Source organism: Acidovorax sp. GW823-FHT05D11, assembly GCF_058795695.1.
On the sequence record NZ_CM179502.1, the window covers coordinates 36,101 to 54,459 of the forward strand.

Annotated in this window: 16 protein-coding genes; 10 read left to right on the forward strand and 6 right to left on the reverse strand. The window is 70.7% G+C overall.

Annotation, left to right across the window (positions count from 1 at the left end; all coding sequences use genetic code 11):
• The first annotated feature begins 51 nt into the window (after nt 1–51).
• From AC3RCE_RS00190 to AC3RCE_RS00200, 3 genes are all read left to right on the forward strand, one after another.
• Entirely contained in the window at nt 52–663 is a 612-nt protein-coding gene (locus AC3RCE_RS00190) for a 3'-5' exonuclease (RefSeq protein ID WP_492254259.1), read from the forward strand.
• A 158-nt stretch (nt 664–821) separates the two neighbouring features.
• On the forward strand, nt 822–1,088 hold the full coding sequence (locus AC3RCE_RS00195; protein ID WP_492246112.1) for a DUF3297 family protein: 267 nt from the start codon (nt 822–824) through the stop codon (nt 1,086–1,088).
• A gap of 117 nt (nt 1,089–1,205) precedes the next feature.
• Nucleotides 1,206–1,619 carry a reverse transcriptase-like protein gene (locus AC3RCE_RS00200; protein ID WP_492255444.1) on the forward strand — a complete coding sequence of 138 codons (414 nt, stop codon included), beginning with the start codon at nt 1,206–1,208 and terminating at the stop codon, nt 1,617–1,619.
• Nucleotides 1,620–1,639: 20 nt separating this feature from the next.
• On the opposite strand, the gene AC3RCE_RS00205 is transcribed toward AC3RCE_RS00200, so the two are convergent.
• The 5 genes from AC3RCE_RS00205 to AC3RCE_RS00225 all read right to left on the reverse strand — a co-directional run bounded on the left by AC3RCE_RS00205 (nt 1,640) and on the right by AC3RCE_RS00225 (nt 5,047).
• Nucleotides 1,640–2,161, reverse strand: a complete 522-nt coding sequence (locus tag AC3RCE_RS00205) for a GFA family protein (protein ID WP_492254260.1) — start codon at nt 2,159–2,161, stop codon at nt 1,640–1,642.
• 109 nt (nt 2,162–2,270) lie between these two features.
• Nucleotides 2,271–3,575 (reverse strand): RNA polymerase sigma factor, encoded by a 1,305-nt coding sequence (locus tag AC3RCE_RS00210; RefSeq protein WP_492254261.1) that lies wholly within the window; start codon nt 3,573–3,575, stop codon nt 2,271–2,273.
• A 19-nt stretch (nt 3,576–3,594) separates the two neighbouring features.
• Entirely contained in the window at nt 3,595–4,002 is a 408-nt protein-coding gene (locus AC3RCE_RS00215) for a VOC family protein (RefSeq protein ID WP_218339322.1), read from the reverse strand.
• A 62-nt stretch (nt 4,003–4,064) separates the two neighbouring features.
• A complete protein-coding gene (locus AC3RCE_RS00220; RefSeq protein WP_218339321.1) occupies nt 4,065–4,601 on the reverse strand; it encodes an SRPBCC family protein in 537 nt (178 codons plus the stop codon).
• A gap of 29 nt (nt 4,602–4,630) precedes the next feature.
• Nucleotides 4,631–5,047, reverse strand: a complete 417-nt coding sequence (locus AC3RCE_RS00225; RefSeq protein WP_218339320.1) for a YciI family protein — start codon at nt 5,045–5,047, stop codon at nt 4,631–4,633.
• Nucleotides 5,048–5,307: 260 nt separating this feature from the next.
• Between AC3RCE_RS00225 and AC3RCE_RS00230 the strand changes: the two genes are divergently transcribed.
• The 4 genes from AC3RCE_RS00230 (at nt 5,308) to AC3RCE_RS00245 (ending at nt 13,981) form a co-directional block, all read left to right on the forward strand.
• On the forward strand, nt 5,308–9,276 hold the full coding sequence (locus AC3RCE_RS00230; RefSeq protein ID WP_492254262.1) for a WG repeat-containing protein: 3,969 nt from the start codon (nt 5,308–5,310) through the stop codon (nt 9,274–9,276).
• A 188-nt stretch (nt 9,277–9,464) separates the two neighbouring features.
• Nucleotides 9,465–11,480, forward strand: a complete 2,016-nt coding sequence (locus AC3RCE_RS00235; RefSeq protein ID WP_492254263.1) for a TonB-dependent receptor plug domain-containing protein — start codon at nt 9,465–9,467, stop codon at nt 11,478–11,480.
• A gap of 3 nt (nt 11,481–11,483) precedes the next feature.
• Nucleotides 11,484–12,029 (forward strand): YfiR family protein, encoded by a 546-nt coding sequence (locus AC3RCE_RS00240; RefSeq protein WP_492254264.1) that lies wholly within the window; start codon nt 11,484–11,486, stop codon nt 12,027–12,029.
• A gap of 8 nt (nt 12,030–12,037) precedes the next feature.
• On the forward strand, nt 12,038–13,981 hold the full coding sequence (locus tag AC3RCE_RS00245; RefSeq protein ID WP_492254265.1) for a putative bifunctional diguanylate cyclase/phosphodiesterase: 1,944 nt from the start codon (nt 12,038–12,040) through the stop codon (nt 13,979–13,981).
• A gap of 9 nt (nt 13,982–13,990) precedes the next feature.
• Here the strand turns inward: AC3RCE_RS00245 and AC3RCE_RS00250 are convergent, their stop codons facing one another.
• Nucleotides 13,991–14,353, reverse strand: coding sequence for a YciI family protein (locus tag AC3RCE_RS00250; RefSeq protein ID WP_218296384.1), 363 nt, complete (start codon nt 14,351–14,353; stop codon nt 13,991–13,993).
• A 435-nt stretch (nt 14,354–14,788) separates the two neighbouring features.
• Here AC3RCE_RS00250 and leuA point away from each other — a divergent pair, with 435 nt between their 5' ends.
• The 3 genes from leuA (at nt 14,789) to AC3RCE_RS00265 (ending at nt 18,347) form a co-directional block, all read left to right on the forward strand.
• Nucleotides 14,789–16,468 (forward strand): 2-isopropylmalate synthase, encoded by a 1,680-nt coding sequence (leuA, locus tag AC3RCE_RS00255; protein ID WP_492246121.1) that lies wholly within the window; start codon nt 14,789–14,791, stop codon nt 16,466–16,468.
• Between the two features lie 132 nt (nt 16,469–16,600).
• A complete protein-coding gene (locus tag AC3RCE_RS00260; RefSeq protein WP_218296386.1) occupies nt 16,601–17,104 on the forward strand; it encodes a C40 family peptidase in 504 nt (167 codons plus the stop codon).
• A gap of 142 nt (nt 17,105–17,246) precedes the next feature.
• The gene (locus tag AC3RCE_RS00265) at nt 17,247–18,347 is read left to right on the forward strand and encodes a 3-deoxy-7-phosphoheptulonate synthase (RefSeq protein ID WP_492246122.1); all 1,101 of its coding nucleotides are present in this window, start codon (nt 17,247–17,249) and stop codon (nt 18,345–18,347) included.
• Nucleotides 18,348–18,359: the final 12 nt, after the last annotated feature.

Below are 18,359 nucleotides of genomic sequence, written 5' to 3' on the forward strand. Positions count from 1 at the left end.
GCGGCCCGCAATGGGGGCCGCTGACGCACGGCCTTGCCCCTCGGAACACTCATGCCCCCCATCGCCGTCATCGACTTTGAAACCACCGGCGTCTCGCCCGGCCAGGGCGCGCGCGCGACCGAGGTCGCCATCGTGCTGCTGGAAAAAGGCCAGGTGGTGGACCGCTTTCAGAGCCTGATGAAGACGGGCGCGTGGATTCCGGCATTCATCACGCAACTGACCGGCATCACAAACGCCATGGTGAACGCGGCGCCCGATGCTGCAGGCGTGATGGCCGACGCGGCGCGGTTTGTGGGCGACGCGCCCATGGTGGCGCACAACGCGTCGTTCGACAGCAAGTTCTGGCAGGCCGAACTGGCGCTGGCCGGCGTGGCTGCGCCGCACCCGTTTGCCTGCACGGTGCTGCTGTCGCGCCGCCTGTACCCGCAGGCCCCCAGCCACAAGCTCGGTACGCTGGTGGACTACCACGGCCTGCCACGCACCGGCCAGGCCCACCGGGCGCTGGCCGATGCCGAAATGGCCGCCGCGCTGCTCGCGCGCATCCAGCACGACCTGCGCACGCGCTGGCGGGTGGCCGAACCCAGCCATGCACTGCTGCAGCTGGTGCAGCGCTGCGCCAAACCCGCGGTGGGCGCGCTGCTCGCGCGGCACGCCACGCCCTGAATGCGTTTGCTACATATTCGATAGCCTGCTGCGCTTATCCACAGTGCGCTAGAAGGCATTTTCATTCATGTTCCAGCCGTGCCCCAGGGGGCACCTGATCCGGGTCCTCGGCCAAATCCCGGAAAATCCGCGCTTTCGCTTTTCAACCAGACCACCGCATGACCGACACCACCCCAGCCGCTGCCGCCACCGACCGCCCCGCACTCCCCGACCACCTGAGCGTGGACCCGCGCAGCCCGCACCATGTGGCCGCGGTGTTCCAGCACGACATCGGCATCCGCTTCAACGGCAAGGACCGCACGGATGTCGAGGAATACTGCGTCAGCGAAGGCTGGGTGAAGGTGCCCGCGGGCAAGACGGTGGACCGCAAGGGCCACCCGCTGATGATCAAGCTCAAGGGCAAGGTCGAGGCTTTCTACAAGTGACATCGCCCCGCGCGGCCGCGCCGCGCCGGTATCTGCCGCGCGTTTTCCGTGCCTGACGACAACGCCGCCCTCTGGGTGATCCATTGCGACGGCAGCGCCGTGCCCAACCCGGGGCGCATGGGGCTGGGCGCGGTGGTGCACGCGCCCGATGGCACGGTGGCGCAGCAGCTGTCCGAGGCCACCACCTTCACCGGCTGCAACAACGAGGCCGAGCTGAGGGCGCTGGCCCTGGCGCTGCGCTGGCTGCAGGCCCAGGGCACCGCTGCAACCGCTGGCGTGCGGATGTACAGCGACAACAGCGTGCTGGTGGAGCAGCTCGCCCCCGGTGGTGCGCGCGCCGCGCCCATCGCGCGGCTGGCCTTGCTGTTCGACGAGGTGCGCGGGCTGATGCAGGCCGTGGGCGATGTGGCGGTGCGCTGGATTCCGCGCCACCGCAATGGCCAGGCCGACACCCTCGCGCGCGGCGCGCTGGGCCTGGCGCCCAAGCCGTCCAAGAAGCACCACACCCGCACAAGGAAAAAGCGGCGCTGACCGGCCGGCGCGCTGCGCGCTCAGTCCAGGCCCAGGGCCTCGCGGTAGGCGTTGATGCGGGGCAGCAGGGCCTGGCGGCGGGCCAGGCTGCCGGGGGGCCAGTGGGCGTCCCGGTCGTAGTACTGCGCCACGGCGGGCGTGCCGGGCGCAAGCACCATCCAGGGCTGCTTCGACGCGGTGTAGATGTGGATGTCGGGCGGCAGGTGGTCCGACGCGTCCAGCGTGCCCACGCGCACGAAGGCGACGAGCGGGCCCGCGCCGGAGTAGTGGCTCCACACCGCCACGCGGCAGTGCGGGCAACGCGCGATCTTCTGGCCAAAGCCGCTTTCGGACGGGGTGTCCACCAGGTCGACCTCGCCCACCCGCAACGCCAGCCTGTCGGCCTCGATCATGGCGTTCAAGGCGAACGACGCCCCGCTTTCCCGCTGGCACCAGCGGCAATGGCAGCAGTGCACGAAAAGCGGCGCGGTGAGCATGCGGTAGCGGACATGGCGGCAGGTACAGCCGCCGTCCAGCGGGAACACGGGGTCTGGGTGCGTCATGGCAGGGCGGTGGGCGGCAAAACGGAACGAGGCACCATTTTGGCGAAAGCGCGGGACAAAATCACGCGGCCGCCGCGCGCGGTGCCCGACACCGGGGTGCAAGCGCCGTTCAGCCGCCCGCGCGCGCCAGCAGCAGCGCCTTTTCCTGCACGTTGCGCGTGAGGCCCGCCGCGCGCTCGAACTCGGCGCGCGCCTCGGCCACGCGGCCCAGCTTGGCCAGCAGGTCGCCGCGCACGCTGGGCAGCCAGTGGTACTGGGCCAGCACGGGGTCCGCCGCGATCTCGTCCACCAGCCGCAGCGCCGCCGCCGGGCCTTCGGCCATGCCCACCGCCACGGCGCGGTTCAGCGCCACGACGGGCGAGGGCGCCACCTGCGCGAGCGCGTCGTACAGCGCCACGATGTGGGCCCAGTCGGTGTCCTGGGCGCGCCGCGCGCGGGCATGGCAGGCGGCGATCGCGCCCTGCAGCGCGTAGGGGCCCCAGGCATGGCCCGCGCGCGCCAGCTGCTCGGCCTTGTCGAGCGCGGCCAGGCCCCGGCGCACCAGCAGCCGGTCCCACCGCGCGCGGTCCTGGTCCATGAGCAGCACGGGCCGGCCCTTTGCATCGGTGCGCGCGGGCAGGCGCGAGGCCTGGATTTCCAGCAGCGCCACCAGCCCCTGCACCTCGGGCTCGTCGGGCACCAGGCTGGCCAGCACGCGCACCAGGCGCTGGGCTTCGCCGCACAGGGCAGGGCGCATCCAGTCGTCGCCCGCCGTGGCCGCGTAACCTTCGTTGAAGACGAGGTAGATGACTTCGAGCACCGACGCCAGGCGCGGCGCGCGCTCGGCCGCGCCCGGCACCTCGAAGGGCACGTGGGCGGCCGACAGGCTGCGCTTGGCCCGCACGATGCGCTGCGCGACGGTGGTCTCGGGCACCAGGAACGCCCGTGCGATCTCGGCCGTGGTGAGGCCGCCCAGCAGCCGCAGCGTGAGCGCCACGCGCGCCTCGGTGGGCAGCACGGGGTGGCAGGCGGTGAAGATCAGGCGCAACAGGTCGTCGCCGATGTCGTCCTGCTGCGCAGCGACCAGCGCGTCCACCACGTCGGGGGCATACTGGGCTTCGAGCGCCTGCAGGTCCTTGCCCAGCGCCTCGTGCTCGCGCGCATGCACCGCCTGCTGGCGCAGGTGGTCGATGGCGCGGCGCTTGGCCGTGGTCATGAGCCATGCCCCCGGGTTCGCGGGCAGGCCGGTGGCGGGCCAGTGCTCCAGCGCGGCCACCAGCGCGTCCTGCGCCAGCTCCTCGGCCCGGCCCACGTCGCGCGTCATGCGCGCCACGCTGGCGATGATGCGCGCGGCCTCGATGCGCCACACCGAATCGATGGTGCGGTGCAGGGCATCGGCGCTGGCATCGGCATCGGGACTGCGGGGGTTGTGCATCGGTGGCCTCGGTGAAAGCTCAGCCCAGCGCCTTGCTGGCATCCACCATGTGCACGAACTCCCAGCTGTGGCCGTCCAGGTCGTCGAAGCTGCGCGAATACATGAAGCCCAGGTCCTGCACCGGGCGCGGCGAGGTGCCGCCGGCCGCCACGGCCTTGGCGACGAGGGCATCGACCTCCTCGCGGCTGTCGCACGAGAAGCACACCAGCACCTCCGAGGTGGTGCGTGCGTCGGCGATCGTCTTGCTGGTGAAGGTCTGGTAGAAGTCCCTGACCAGCAGCATCACGAACAGGTTCTCGCCCACCACCAGGCAGGCGCCCTGTTCGTTGGTGAACTCGGGGTTGAACTCGTAGCCCAGCGCGCGGAAGAACGCCTGCGAGCGGGCCATGTTCTCGATGGGCAGGTTCACGAAGATTTGCTTGTGCATGAAAGGCTCCTGAAGGGGTGGGAAGGTAAAGGGAAACAGAAGGTTTGGCAAAGGTGCGCGGTTCAGGTCGCTGGTTTTTGCGCCACCGCCTGCAGGTTGGCCAGGCCGTCCTCGAAGTCCTGGCCGACCATGCGGTCCATGTTGAAGAACAGGTGGGCGATCTTGGCGACGTACGGCACGGGGCCCTGCATGGCCCAGGTGACGCGGGTGGCGCCGGAGCCCTCGGGCTGGAGCGTGAATTCCACCTGGTTGTGGGCCTCGAACGGGGCCACAAAGTCGAGCTTCATCGCAACCCGTGCCGGGGCCGTGGCGTCGACGATCTCCATGCTGCCGGTGCCCACCTTGTCGCCCTGCCACGCATAGCGCGCGCCGGGGCCTGCGGTGGTGGCGCCGTACTGGCCCTTGGCGGCGGGGTCCTTGCGTTCATACGGGTTCCAGGTGTTGAACTGGCGCAGGTCGTGGATGAGCCCGTACACACGTTCTGGCGGCGCGGGGATCACGCGGCTGCGCTCCACGCGGAAGCTGTCGGGGCGGGTGGCGGCAAACGCCAGCAGCAGCGCCAGGGCGGCGAGCAGCACGAGGGCGATGGTCTTGATCATGGCGATGGTCTCCAGGCAGGGGCAGCGGTTCAGCGGCGGGCTTCCAGGTCGCGGAAGTGCTCGACGCCCTCCACGGCGGCGAAGTCCTCCATCTCGTAGAGCGGGCGCACCTCGATCTCGGCCTCCAGGCCCTCGCCGCGCGGGTTGGGGAAGCGGCGTGTCCATTCCAGCGCCTCGTCGCGGTCGCGCACCTGGATCAGCGTGTAGCCGGCGATGAGCTCCTTGGTCTCGGTGAAGGGACCGTCGGTGATGGTGGTGCGCGCCCCGGCCGCGCCGTAGCGCACGCGCCAGCCCTGCGCGCTGGGCTTGAGGCCGCTGCCGTCCAGCAGCACGCCCGCCCGGGCCAGCTCTTCGTGGTAGCGGGCCATGGCGGCCATCAGGGGTTCGGTGGGCATGTCGCCGCGCTCGGATTCTGCGGTGGCTTTCACGATGATCATGAATCGCATGGGGTTCTCCTCGGGGTGTCAGGGGGGCGGGCCATGGCGCGATCCGTGGCCTTCACCAGCACGACGGACGAACCCGTGGCAGATCGACAGCTTGGTGGCTGGTTCAGGGTTTTTACTTAGAAAAAGAGGGTGGGGCGCGGCGCGGCCTGCGCCACACGCCCGCAGCGGCGCCCGCTGTGGCGTATCCGCCAAGCCGTGCAAATGGTTACCGGCCATAGCGATCTGCCTCGGTAGGATGCCGCGCGAGGGACCCGACCGCAATGACCAGCCACAACGACACCGAACCAACACCCCCCTGGCTGGCCAGCATCCCGCTCATGCCCGGCCACCAGGCCCTCGCGCTGGTCATCGTCCACCCGGGCCGGGCCGTGGTCCCCGCCGAAGGCCTGGGCGAGGTGCTGCGCTTCTGGGCCGACGGGCGCGGCGGCTGGATCGGCGCAGCCCGGGCGGCCCACGGCCCGTGGGGCTACATCGACGGCGAGGGCCGGTGGCGCGTGCCGCCCACGCTGCAGAACGCGCGCAGTTTTTCCGAGGACGGGCTGGCCCGCTTCTGCGACGGCGGGCGCTGGGGGTTCATGGACCTGGCGGGGACGGTGGCCATCCCTCCCGCATTCGACAACGCCCAGCCGTTTCGCAACGGTTTGTGCGCGGTGCAGGTGGGCCAGGATGCCTGGCGCATCATCGACCGCACCGGCCACACCACCTGCGACGAGGTGTTCCATGAGCTGAGCCCCTTCGGCGCCAATGGCCTGGCGCGCGCCACGCTGTGGAAGAAGGCCAGCAACCAGCGCACCCAGGGCTTCGTGGACCGCACGGGGCGCTGGGTGATCGAGCCCCGCTTTCGCGACGCGCGGCCGTTTGGCGAATCCACCGCCACGGCCGCCTCGCTGGACGGCGACACCTACGGCCTCATCGACGCACAGGGCCGCTGGGTGCTGGAGCCCCGCTACCCGCGCATCGATGCCTTCAATGCCGAGGGCCTGGCCTTCTTCGACGAACCCCATGCCTGGGACAACGGCCATGGCTACCTCAACGCGCGCGGCAAGGTGGTCGTGAAAGGCGGGCGCCACCTCTCGCGGCGCATGGCCTGCGGCGTGGCCGCCAACAGCTATGACGGCACGGGCTTTCTCACGGCCGACGGCAAACCCCTTGCGGCCCCGCCGCTGAGCTACGGCACGGATTTCTCGGCGGAAAGCGGCTTTGCCGTCGTGCGCACCGCCGCCGCCGTGCGCAAGGGCGCGGCCGATGCCACCACAGCGGCCCCGGCGCACTGGGGCCTGCTGCACCCGGACGGCCGCTTCGTGCCCGCGCCCGACCACCTGCTGGAGCCGCTGACCGATGGCGATGGCTGGCTGGTAGGGCACCCGCCGGACACGCCGCTGGTGCCGTTTCTGACCCGCGACGGACAACTGGCCTTTATCGACGGCGAGGGCGCCGTCGCCTGGCGCGCGCACTACGACGGCCAGCAGGTGGCCCTGCTCGACGCCGGGGGCACGCCCCTGTGGCGCAGCGGCGTGCGCGAGAACTGCTGGCCCCCCGGGCCGTTCTTCCACGCGCCGCTCACCGACCACCTGGAAAACCTCAAGACGCTCGACGGCATCGTGCCGCTGGCCGTGGACCTGCTGGCCGACGCCGAGGCCCGGCTCCACCGCCTGGCGGCGGGCGATGAACTCGCGCCCGACGAACCCGTGGACGGCGACGATGAAGATGAAGATGACGACGGGGAGCAGGACCCCGGCCAGGTGCAGGCCGGCCGCACCGTGGTCGTGCGGCGGGTGATGCGCGCCTACCTGAGCGAATCGCACAACGGCCCCTACGAATTCCTGTGCACCGACCTCAACCGCGCGGTGGACGAAGCCCGCGTGGCGATGGTGCAGCAGCTGAGCGCGCGCTTTGGCGCCGCCGACCCGAACCCGGAGCACGCCGTCCCCTGGCGCCGCCAGGGCGACTACACGCAGGCCTGGCCCGTGGCAATGGCCAAGCCCCTGCCGGGCGACGGCGGCGCGCTGCACGAGGCGCGCGAACAGTGGCTCACGCTGTACAAGCATTCGGACTCGGGCGACGGCGATGTGTGGTGGGAACTGTGGCTCATGGCCGCGCCCAGCATCGACGCGCTGCAGCTGGCGCAGCGCGCGCGCGGCGCCGGCCCCGCCACGGAACCGCCCGGCCACGGCGGCGAGCCCGAAGGCCCGGACAGCGACGGCCCGGCGCTGGACAGCCGGCCCCCCGAGGGCGCGCCGGCCACGCAGCCGCCCTTGACACGTGATGAATGGCTGCACGCCGTGTGCAACGACCGCCATGCGATCGCCCATGTGCCCGCGCAGTGGCTGGACGATGCGGTGGTGGATGCCGCCCTGGATGCGAACGTGGCGGCGCTGGAATACGTGCCTGCGGCCTGGCGGACAACCGCACGGCTCGAATCGCTGGTGCGCCGGGGCCTGCGCGAGGCGGCCGGCATCCCGCCCGAATGCATGACCGCCGAAGCCCTGGCCCTGGCACGCAGCCTGTATGCCGGCCAGCCCGAATGGGACTGGCGCGACGAGCGCAACAGCCGCATCCCCGCCACCTGGGACCACAACAGCCTGTGCGACGTGTGGGGCTGCCTGCTCACGCCCGAGCTCGCGCTCAAGGCGGTGCGCGCCCAGGCGCCGCTCAAGGACCTGGCGCACTGGCTGCGCACCGATGCGGTGGAGCAGGCCGCCCTGCAGGCCGACATCTACAACATCAGCTACATCGACCCGCGCAAGATCACGCCCGCGCTGGCCGAGCGCGCCGTGCGGCACGACTACGGCTGCCTGATCGAGCACATTCCCGCCGACATGCTCACGCCCGCGCTGTGCCTGGCCTCGGCGCGCGCCAACGGCCTGTCGCTGGACAAGATCCCTGCGGCGCTGCGCACCACCGACGTGTGCGTGGCCGCGCTGCAGGACCGCTGGGACATGTTCCTCGCCGTACCGCCCGCGCTGCGCGAGGACGTCACCACCCGGCTCATCGCGGACGACCTGGACCAGGCCCGCCGGGACGGCGAACCCCGCGAGGCCAGCCACTGGCACGTGCAGCGCGCCTGGGCTCGGCTGTGGGCGGGCGACCCTGAAGGCGCGATGGCCGACGCCCGCCTGGGCCTCGGCCGCGTGCGCCACGAAGAGCATGCGCGCTACATCCTGGCCAGCGCCTTGCGCGCCCTGGGCCGCACGCAGGAAGCGGCGCTCGAGGCCTCCACGGTGCTGTCGCTGCAGTCGCCCTACGCCGCGCAGTGGGATGCCGCCGAGGACACGCGCTGGCTGCAAGGCCTGGCGCAGGGCCAGGCCCAGGCGGCCGATGACGCCACGCTGATCGCACGGCTGCAGTCGCACCCGCGCACCCTGGCCGATGTGCCGCGCGAACGCATCACCCACGCCATGGTCGATGCCGCCCTGGCGGCCGACGAGGACACGGTGCGCTTCGTGCCCAAGCGCCTCATGACCCCCGCGCGCTATGCGGCGGCGCTGCGCCAGGGCGTGAAGGATTTCGGCCAGATCCCTCCCGACATGCTCAGCGAGGAAGCCTGCATCGCGCATGTGCAGGAGGGCGGCTGGCGGCTGGAGCAGATCCCGCCCGCGCTGCGCACCGTGGCGGTCTGCGCCCACGCGGTGCGCCGCAGCGCCAGCGCCATGGAACATGTGCCCCAGGCCCTGCACGACCAGGCCCGGGAAGCCGCCGCGCGCCTGCCCCGCGATGACGGGGATGCCGCAGACGGCACCCCCCGCGCCGGCGGCGTGGGCGGCTGGCTGGCACGCCACGTGGTCGATTCCGCGCTGAAGGGGCAGGGCACCGCCGCCCGCCGTCTGCAGCACCAGGGCGTGCTGGCCGCGTTCCTGGTGCAGGCCGCCGTGACCGCCCGGTCCGGCACGCCGCCCACCCTCACCGGACTGGCGGGCTGGTTCGAGCAGCGGCCGGTGCTGGCCTGGGCCACCCACCTGCTGCTGGGCCTGGCGGCCTGGGTGGGCCACGCGTTCGTCTCGGTGGCCGCCTGGCGGGCGGAAGGCGCGTGGATCGGGCTGGGGACGTTCGCGCTCATGGGCTTTTCCGAACTGTACTGGGCGTGGCGGTTTGTATTCGCCAGCCCCCAGAGCCCCTGGCTCGCGGTCGCGGCGGCCCTGGTGGTGGTCTACCTGTTCGGCTGGCGCCGCCTGTACCGCCGCGTGGGCCTGGCCTTCGCCCACCGCGGGGATTCGGCGGCGGGGGACTGAGCCCCAGCCGGCCCACCGGCTGCTGCGGCCACCTTTTACATTTTTCCTAGGGTCATCACCGATCCCCCCGGGGGCCTGCCGGGCCTGCTGGTGGATACAATTTGTAAACACTCGCCCCACCGACCCACGAACCTCCGGAACGCTTGGTCTCGCACACAGGAGCCACCGCCACAGCGGGTGCAACGCCCATGACAAGAGGATCGGACCATCGCCCGGCACAGTGGCCACAGCGCATGGCGCTGGCCCTCCTTTGCAGCGGACTCTCCCACGCCATCGCGCAGGCGGACATCGCCCATCTGCCGCTGGAACAGCTCGTGCAGATGGAAGTCCGGACCGCCAGCCGGTACACGCAGACCACCCTGGAAGCACCCGCCCTGGTGAGCGTGGTGACCGCCGACGACATCCGGCTCTTCGGCTACCGCACGCTGGCCGAGGTGCTGGGCAGCATGCGCGGGCTGTATGTGTCGTACGACCGCTCCTACCACTACCTGGGCACGCGCGGCTTCGCCACGCCGGGCGACTACAACACCCGCGTGCTGCTGCTGGTCAATGGCGTGCGCTTCAATGACAACCTCTACGACCAGGCCACCATCGGCACCGACTTCCCGCTGGACCTGGACCTGGTGGACTGCGTGGAGTTCGTGCCGGGGCCGGGCTCCGCCGTCTATGGGCCCAATGCGTTCTTCGGCGTGGTCAACGTCATCACGCGCGACGGCCGCCAGCTGGCCGGCCCGCAGCTGAGCGTGGCGGCCGGCAGCCACGGCAGCGCCAAGGCCCGCTTCTCGGTGGGAACCGTGGACGCACAGGGCGGGGACTGGCTGATCGCGCTGACGCGCGCGAGCAGCCGGGGCGCGGACCAGTACTTCGCCGCGTTCGACACGCCGGCCAGCAACCAGGGCGTCGCGCAGCGCCTGGATTTCGACCGCAGCACCCAGCTGTTCGCGCGGATGCAGCACGACGGCCTGAGCCTCACCCTGGCGCACGGCGAGCGCAGCAAGGGCACGCCCACCGCGGCGTTCTCGCAGACCTTCAATGACCCGCGCTCGCGGTCCATCGACACCACCACCCGCGTCGCGGCCGAGTATGCGAGCCAGCTGCAGCCCTCCCTCGCGTTCACCGGGCGCGTCCACGCCGGGCACTACCGCTTCGTGGGCGACTACGCGTACGACTATCCGCCGCCCACGCTCAACCGCGACGTGGGCACCGGCCAATGGTGGGGCACGGAATGGCAGTGGGTGAGCACGGCCCTTGCACGCCACAAGCTCGCGTGGGGCGTCGACTACCGGCGCGACATCCGCATCCGGCAGCTCAATGCCGACGTGGATCCGCCCGCGCAATACCTGGATACCCGCCGCGCGGGGAACGCGCTGGGCATCTATGTCCAGGACGAGTTCGCGCTGGCGCCCACGCTCACCCTGCACGCGGGCCTGCGGTGGGGCAAGCAGTCGGGCAGCGACGGCAGCTTCCACCCCCGGCTGGGCCTGGTGTACTGGTGGAACCCGGCCACGGCCGTCAAGCTGCTGCATGGCACGGCCTACCGGCCGCCCAACGCCTACGAGCGCGACTACCGGGTGGACCTGCCCGGCGGCATCGTCGATCTGGCGGGCCTGCGGCTCGAAAAGGTGCGCACCACGGAGCTGGCGCTGGAACACGCCCCCACCGGCACCACGCGCATGCTGTTGACGGCGTTCAGGTCCGAGGTGACCGACCTGATCTCGCTGGGGGACGCGGGCATCCCGGACAGGCTCAGGTTCAGCAACGCGCGGGGCGTGCGCGTGCATGGCATGGAGACCGAGGTGGAGCAGCGCTGGCAAGGAGGGTCGCGCCTGCGCGTGGCCTACGGGTGGCAGAAGGCGCGCGACGCGGGCGCACCCGAGACGCTGACCAACTCCCCCCGGCACCTGCTCAAGCTGCAGTGGTCGGACACGCTGGCGCTCGCGGCGCCGGGGCAGGGCAGGCCGGGGCAGTATGCCGTCGAGGCCATTGGCGTGGGCGCGCGCAGGACGCTCGCGAACGCGCGCCTGCCTGCGCACGTCCTGGCCAACCTCGTCTATACGAAGCGCCTGGGGGACGTGGATGTGTCGGTGGGCGTGTACAACGTCTTCAACCGCCGCCACGCGGACCCCGCCTCCTACGAAATCCGCGAAGACTCGATCCGGCAGGATGGACGGACCTACCGCGTCAAGCTCACCTACGGGTTCTGAGCCATGTCCCACGCCCTGCGCCTGCGCAACCTGCTGTGGGCCGGGCTGTGCGTGCTGTGCTGGGCGGGGGGCCTGGCGCATGCCACCAACCCCGTGGAGGAACCCGATCTCAAGGCCGCCTACATCTTCAACTTCATCCAGTTCATCGAATGGCCCGACAGCGACCTGGCCACCGACGGCGACTGGCCCCTGTGCATCTCTCCCTTCAGTCCGCTCAAGCGCGCCCTGACGGCCCTGGAGGGCAAGCCCGCCCGCAAGGGGCGGCCCATCCGGGTGAGGCTGCTGGAACTGGCCGAGCTGCGCCATTGCCGCGTGCTCATCCTGCACGGCGCCGACATCGAGCCGGTGCTGCGCGCGCTGCGGGCCCTGCCGCCCGCCCACGGCATCCTGACGGTGGCCGATGAGGACGCCGCAGGCAGCCCCGACATCATGATCACGCTCAGCCAGCAGAAGAACCGCATCGTGTTCGCCATCAACACCGATGCCACCGCGCGCGCGGGCCTGTCCGTGAGCTCCCGACTGCTGCGGCTGGCCAGGGCGGCCAGATGATGACGATGATGACGAAGAAGAATCAGGAAAAAACGAAGGCGCCCGCCATGCCGCAGGCCCCCGCGCAGGAGCCGGGGGCCGCGCAGCCCCTGCCGTCGTCGCGGCTCGTGGCCACCGGCCTCCTGGCCGCGGGCCTGGCGCTGCTGACGGTGGTGCTGGCGCTCACGGGCGTGGACTATTGGAGCACGCGGCAGTCCATGCTGCAGGACAGCCGGGTGGAGGCGGCGATCGTGGCCGACAACATCTCGGCCGCGGTGATGTTCCAGGATGCGCACACGGCCAGCGAGATGCTGGGGGCGCTGAAGGCGTCGCCGATGGTGCTGGGCGCGGACGTCTACGACCGGCAGGGCCGGCTGCTGGCCCACTACGCACGCGACGCAGACCAGGCTTTTCCCGCCACGCTGCCGGCCGCGGGCATGGCCGGTGTGGCCGAGCGCGCGGGGCTGCGCGTGCTGGAGATCGCACGGCCCGTGGAGATGGGCGGCGTGGTGTCGGGCACGCTGTACTTTCGCAAGTCCATGAGCGCGGTGTACGCCCGCCTGGCCATCCGCTTCGTCAGCGCGCTGCTGATCGCGGGGTGCGTGATGGCCCTGGCGGCCGCGATGGTGCTGCGCAGCCAGGCGGCCGTGCGCAACGCCGAAAACCGCCTGCACACGCTCGCCCACACCGACGCGGTCACCGGCACCGGAAACCGGCACGCGTTCAACGAACGCCTGGCCGCCGAGATCGAGCGCGCGCGTGGCCTGGGCTCCCGCGTCGCCCTGGTCTACATCGACCTGGACAACTTCAAGACCCTCAACGACACCTTCGGGCACGCGGCCGGGGACGGCCTCCTGCGCCAGGTGGCCCGGCGCCTGCAGTCCGTGCTGCGCGCCGCCGACGCGATCTCGCGCCTGGGCGGCGACGAGTTCGCCGTGATCCTGCGGCTGGACATGGACGACGCGGCACTGAACACCTACGGCCAGCGCATCGTGGGCGTCTTTCGCCCCACCTTCACCGAAGTGGGCCAGCAGGTGACCATGACCTGCAGCGCCGGGATCGCCATCTTTCCAGACGATGCGGCGGACATGGACAGCCTCGTGAGCAACGCCGACACGGCCATGTACCGGGCCAAGGACATGGGCAAGAACCGGTGCGTGCGGTTTGACGCGTCGATGAACCTGGCGGTGGTCCGCCGCCAGGCCATCGAGCATGCGCTGCGCGCCGCGCTCGACCAGGGCGAGGGGATCGCGCTGCACTACCAGCCCCTGTTCGCCGCCGCCGGCAAGGCGCTGGTGGGCGCCGAGGCGCTGCTGCGCTGGTCGCACCCGGAGCTGGGCCATGTCCCGCCGCTGGAGGCCGTGATGGTGGCGGAGGACTGCGGCCTCATCGTCCCGCTGGGCTACTGGGTGATGCGCACCGCCTGCCGCGATGCCGCCCGGTGGCAGGCCGGCGGGCCCCTGCGGGTATCGGTCAACATCTCGGCGCGGCAGCTAGGCGATGCGCAGTTCCTCGAACGCGTGATGGACATCCTGCGCGAGGAAGGCCTGCCCGCCCACCTGCTGGAGATCGAGCTCACGGAAACCGTGCTCATGGACAACATGGAAGCGGGCGCGCACACGCTGCACCGCCTGAGCCAGCTGGGCATCCACCTGGCCATCGACGACTTCGGCACCGGCTATTCGTCGCTGGCCTACCTGCGGCAGCTGCCGATGCGCCGCCTCAAGATCGACCGCAGCTTCGTCAAGGACCTGCCCGGCCACGAACACAGCCGCACCATCGTCAACGCCATCGTGGCCCTGGCCCATGGCCTGGGGCTGCAGATCACGGCCGAAGGGGTGGAAACGCCGGAACAGGCCGACTACCTGGTGCACCAGGGCTGCGACGTGCTGCAGGGCTACCTGTTTGCGCGGCCGATGCCGGTGGAGCAGTTTCAGGCACTGCTGCAGGAAGGCACCACGTGCCGCGCCTAGCCACCCAGGTCACGATGCCCCGTGGTAGCACGGCGCCACCTCGCGCACCTCGATGGTGGCCCATTCGGCGGCCGGGCATTCGCGGGCGATGGCCACGGCCTCGTCGCGCGTGGCGCAGTCGAGCAGGAAGAAGCCGCCCACCATTTCCTTCGTCTCGGCGAACGGCCCATCCACCAGCCGGGACTGCCCTTCGCGCACCTGCAGGCGCACGGCCTGGTCGGTGGACGCCAGCGACTCGGTGGCGCGCAGCAGGCCCCGGGCCTTCAGGCCCTCGCCAAAGCGCAGCATGCGGGCATACGCCTCCTGGCCTCCCGCCAGCCCGCGCTCGGCCCGCTGGCCGTGGGGTTCCATGATGAGCAGCATGTAGGGCATGAGAGGGTCTCCTGGCGAAGCGAGAGGGGAGGGTGGCAAAGCGAAAGGCGCCATCCTACCAGCAGCCTTTACTACTGTTTTTATAGCTATCAGCGCTTATCCATCAGGCGCTGACGGCACTTTTCATCAAAACCTTGCGCAGCGCAGCAAGCCTGTGCTATCTTCAAACCTCTATGCAACGCAGCATGCTCCTACCCACCCTATCGCTAGGCCTACTAGTGCCTGGCCGGGGTCTGCCTGCGTTCGCCACCGTTGCCTGATCCGCTCAGCGCAACACCTGATCTCCCCCTGACCCCGGCCCGCGAACCAGCCTTTGCACACGCAAAGGGCTGCAGGGGATGTCACACGTTTTGTTTTCTTCATTCATTTCGTCTGACCCGTGCACCGCGCATTCTTCTTTTCAGCGCACCGCACACACCGTTCGTGGAGCCTCTCATGATTGCCAAGCCCGCCACCAAATACCAGCCCATCGCCCCGGTCGCGTTGACCGACCGCCAGTGGCCCACCCGCAGCATCACCCGCGCGCCCGTGTGGCTCTCCACCGACCTGCGCGACGGCAACCAGGCGCTGTTCGAGCCGATGAACGGCGAGCGCAAGATGAAGCTCTTCCAGGAGCTGGTGCGCATCGGCTTCAAGGAGATCGAGGTCGGCTTTCCGGCCGCGTCGCAGACCGACTTCGACTTCGTGCGCCGCCTCATCGACGAAAACCTCATCCCCGCTGACGTGACCATCATGGTCATGACCCAGTCGCGCGAGGACCTGATAGCGCGCACGGTGGAGGCCGTGAAGGGCGCACCCCGCGCCATCGTGCACCTGTACAACGCCACGGCGCCTGCCTGGCGGCGCATCGTGTTCGGCATGAACGTGACGCAGGTGATGCAGCTCATCGCGCACCACGTGGGCTACCTCAAGCAGCTCACCGACGCGCAGCCCGCCACAGCGTGGACGCTGCAGTACTCGCCCGAGACCTTCAGCGCCACCGAGCTCGACGTGTCGCTCAAGGCCTGCCAGACGGCCATCGCGGCCTGGAACGCGGGCCCCGGCCGCCCCATCATCATCAACCTGCCCACCACGGTGGAGAACGCCACGCCCAACGTGTTCGCCGACCAGATCGAGTGGATGGACCGGCGCCTCGCCCCCCGCGAGCACATCACGCTCTCGGTGCACCCGCACAACGACCGCGGCACCGGCGTGGCCGCGGCGGAGCTGGCGATGATGGCCGGCGCCGACCGCGTGGAAGGCTGCCTCTTCGGCAACGGCGAGCGCTGCGGCAACGTGGACATCGTGACCTTGGCGCTCAACATGTACACGCAGGGCGTGCACCCGAACCTCGACTTCTCGGACATCACCTCGGTGGCGCGCATCGCCGAGGAATGCACCTCGCTGCCGGTGCACCCGCGCCACCCCTACGCGGGCGACCTGGTGTTCACCGCGTTCTCGGGCTCGCACCAGGATGCGATCAAGAAGGGCTTTGCGGCGCAGGACCCGAACGCGCTGTGGGAAGTGCCGTACTTGCCCATCGACCCCGCGGACCTGGGCCGCACGTACGACAGCGTGATCCGCGTGAACAGCCAGTCGGGCAAGGGCGGCATCGCGTTCTTGCTGGAGCGCGAACACGGCGTGGTGATGCCGCGCCGCATGCAGGTCGAATTCAGCGCCGTGGTGCAGCGCCAGACGGACGCGAGCGAAGGCGAGATGAGCGGCGAGGCACTGTGGGACCTGTTCCAGGCCACCTACCTGCGCGCCCCGGCCCGGGCGGCCATCATCTGCCACAGCCACCGGCTCGATGAAGACGGGCAGGGCATCGAGCTCGACGTCACCATCGACGGCATGCGCCAGCATTTGCGCGGCCAGGGCAACGGGCCGATCGCCGCCACGGTGGATGCGCTGGGCCTGCCGCTGCGCGTGGACCACTACGAAGAGCGCGCCACCGGCACGGGAGCCCACGCCCAGGCGCTGGCCATCGTCGAGGCCGCGATGGAGGGCGTGGCCGGCTCCACCTTCGGCGCGGGCATGAGCCACAACATCGTGACGGCGTCGGTGTTGGCCATCGTGAGCGTGGCCAACCGGCTGGCCGAGCGGCGCCAGGGCGTGGCCGCCACGGCGGCGGTGTGACGCCGCCGCTGTTGTAAAAAAGATAGCTGCCAGCGCTTTACCACCAAGCGCTGGCGGCATTTTTGGCCAATAGCCCCAGGCCATGGACGGAGTCCGCGCAGGCGCCGGGGCCTATCCGTTACCCTTCGGGCCATGCGCGTTGTTTTTCACAGACTGGCCTTGGCCGCCTGCACCGCCGCCCTGCTGGCGCTGGGCGGCTGCGGCACCTCGCGGCCCCCGTCGCCTTCTTCGTCAGCCCCGGTACGCACCACCCCACCCCTGACCGCGGAGCAGGCACACGACATCGCCATCCACGCGCTCGGCCTGGTGGGCACGCCGTACCGCTACGGCGGCAACACGCCCGATGCGGGCTTTGATTGCAGCGGGCTGATCGGCTATGTGTACCGCAACCAGGTGGGCACCCCGCCGCCCCGCACGGTGGCGCAGCTCAACAGCTGGGGCTACCCCATCGACGGCAGCGAGCTGCGCGCCGGAGACCTCGTGGTGTTCGGCACGGGCCGCCAGCCCAACCATGCGGGCATCTACGTGGGGGAAGGGCGCTTCGTGCACGCGCCGTCCACCGGCGGCACGGTGCGGCTCGACCAGCTGCAGTCGCGGCACTGGTCGCGGCAGAATGCGGCGTTCCGGCGGCCGTAGCGGCTCCCCCTGAGGGGGACGACGCCCTTGCTGCGGGGCGGCCCTTGCTCGGCGTCCCTCGCCCGGGACGCGCCAGTTGCAGGCAGTGTGACCACATCGTCGGCCAGCCGATGGCCCCGCCCGCGCGACAATCAGGGCCACCATGACCCACGCACACCGCTCCGCCACCCCGATCTCCACCCACGACACGACGCGCATCGACGACACGCGCATCAAGGCCGTGCGCCCGCTCATCACGCCTGCGCTGCTGCAGGAGTGGCTGCCCACGCCCGACGCCGCGCAGACCCTGGTGGAAACCAGCCGTGCCGCCATCTCGCGCGTGCTGCACGGCCAGGACGACCGGCTCATCGTGGTGGTGGGCCCCTGCTCCATCCACGACCACGACCAGGCGATGGACTACGCGCGCCAGCTGAAGATCCAGGCCGACGCGCTGCAGGCCGACCTGCTGATCGTGATGCGCGTCTACTTTGAAAAACCCCGCACCACCGTGGGCTGGAAGGGCTACATCAACGACCCCCGCCTGGATGGCAGCTTCGCCATCAACGAGGGGCTGGAGCTGGCGCGCCAGCTGCTGCTGGACGTGCTGGCCACGGGCCTGCCGGTGGGCACCGAGTTCCTGGACCTGCTCTCGCCGCAGTTCATCAGCGACCTGGTGAGCTGGGGCGCCATCGGCGCGCGCACCACCGAGAGCCAGAGCCACCGCCAGCTGGCCAGCGGCCTGTCGTGCCCCGTGGGCTTCAAGAACGGCACCGACGGCGGCGTGAAGGTGGCCAGCGACGCCATCCAGGCCGCGCAGGCGTCGCACGCCTTCATGGGCATGACCAAGATGGGCCAGGCCGCGATCTTCGAGACGCGCGGCAACCAGGACTGCCACGTGATCCTGCGCGGCGGCAAGCAGCCCAACTACAGCGCGGCCGATGTGGATGCCGCCTGTGCCATGCTCCAGGCGGCGGGCCTGCGCGAGCAGGTGATGATCGACGTGAGCCATGCCAACAGCAGCAAGCAGCACCAGCGCCAGATCACCGTGGCGGACGACGTCGCCCGGCAGATCGCCGCGGGCGACCGGCGCATCACCGGCCTCATGATCGAGAGCCACCTGCAGGAAGGCCGCCAGGACATCGTGCCCGGCCAGCCGCTCGCGCCCGGCGTGTCGGTGACCGATGCCTGCATCAGCTTCGCGCAGACGGTGCCGGTGCTGGAAGGCCTGGCCGCCGCCGTGCGCGCGCGGCGCGCACGCGCCTGACCGACCCGCCGG

What these genes read in the sequence shown, in the direction of transcription:
- AC3RCE_RS00195 (WP_492246112.1), top strand. Translation starts at nt 822, where the DNA reads ATGACCGACACCACCCCAGCCGCTGCCGCCACCGACCGCCCCGCACTC.
- AC3RCE_RS00250 (WP_218296384.1), bottom strand. Translation starts at nt 14,353, where the DNA reads ATGCCCTACATGCTGCTCATCATGGAACCCCACGGCCAGCGGGCCGAG.
- AC3RCE_RS00260 (WP_218296386.1), top strand. Translation starts at nt 16,601, where the DNA reads ATGCGCGTTGTTTTTCACAGACTGGCCTTGGCCGCCTGCACCGCCGCC.
- AC3RCE_RS00245 (WP_492254265.1), top strand. Translation starts at nt 12,038, where the DNA reads ATGACGAAGAAGAATCAGGAAAAAACGAAGGCGCCCGCCATGCCGCAG.
- AC3RCE_RS00220 (WP_218339321.1), bottom strand. Translation starts at nt 4,601, where the DNA reads ATGATCAAGACCATCGCCCTCGTGCTGCTCGCCGCCCTGGCGCTGCTG.
- AC3RCE_RS00200 (WP_492255444.1), top strand. Translation starts at nt 1,206, where the DNA reads ATGGGGCTGGGCGCGGTGGTGCACGCGCCCGATGGCACGGTGGCGCAG.
- AC3RCE_RS00215 (WP_218339322.1), bottom strand. Translation starts at nt 4,002, where the DNA reads ATGCACAAGCAAATCTTCGTGAACCTGCCCATCGAGAACATGGCCCGC.
- AC3RCE_RS00190 (WP_492254259.1), top strand. Translation starts at nt 52, where the DNA reads ATGCCCCCCATCGCCGTCATCGACTTTGAAACCACCGGCGTCTCGCCC.
- AC3RCE_RS00265 (WP_492246122.1), top strand. Translation starts at nt 17,247, where the DNA reads ATGACCCACGCACACCGCTCCGCCACCCCGATCTCCACCCACGACACG.
- AC3RCE_RS00205 (WP_492254260.1), bottom strand. Translation starts at nt 2,161, where the DNA reads ATGACGCACCCAGACCCCGTGTTCCCGCTGGACGGCGGCTGTACCTGC.
- AC3RCE_RS00235 (WP_492254263.1), top strand. Translation starts at nt 9,465, where the DNA reads ATGACAAGAGGATCGGACCATCGCCCGGCACAGTGGCCACAGCGCATG.
- leuA (WP_492246121.1), top strand. Translation starts at nt 14,789, where the DNA reads ATGATTGCCAAGCCCGCCACCAAATACCAGCCCATCGCCCCGGTCGCG.
- AC3RCE_RS00225 (WP_218339320.1), bottom strand. Translation starts at nt 5,047, where the DNA reads ATGCGATTCATGATCATCGTGAAAGCCACCGCAGAATCCGAGCGCGGC.
- AC3RCE_RS00240 (WP_492254264.1), top strand. Translation starts at nt 11,484, where the DNA reads ATGTCCCACGCCCTGCGCCTGCGCAACCTGCTGTGGGCCGGGCTGTGC.
- AC3RCE_RS00210 (WP_492254261.1), bottom strand. Translation starts at nt 3,575, where the DNA reads ATGCACAACCCCCGCAGTCCCGATGCCGATGCCAGCGCCGATGCCCTG.
- AC3RCE_RS00230 (WP_492254262.1), top strand. Translation starts at nt 5,308, where the DNA reads ATGACCAGCCACAACGACACCGAACCAACACCCCCCTGGCTGGCCAGC.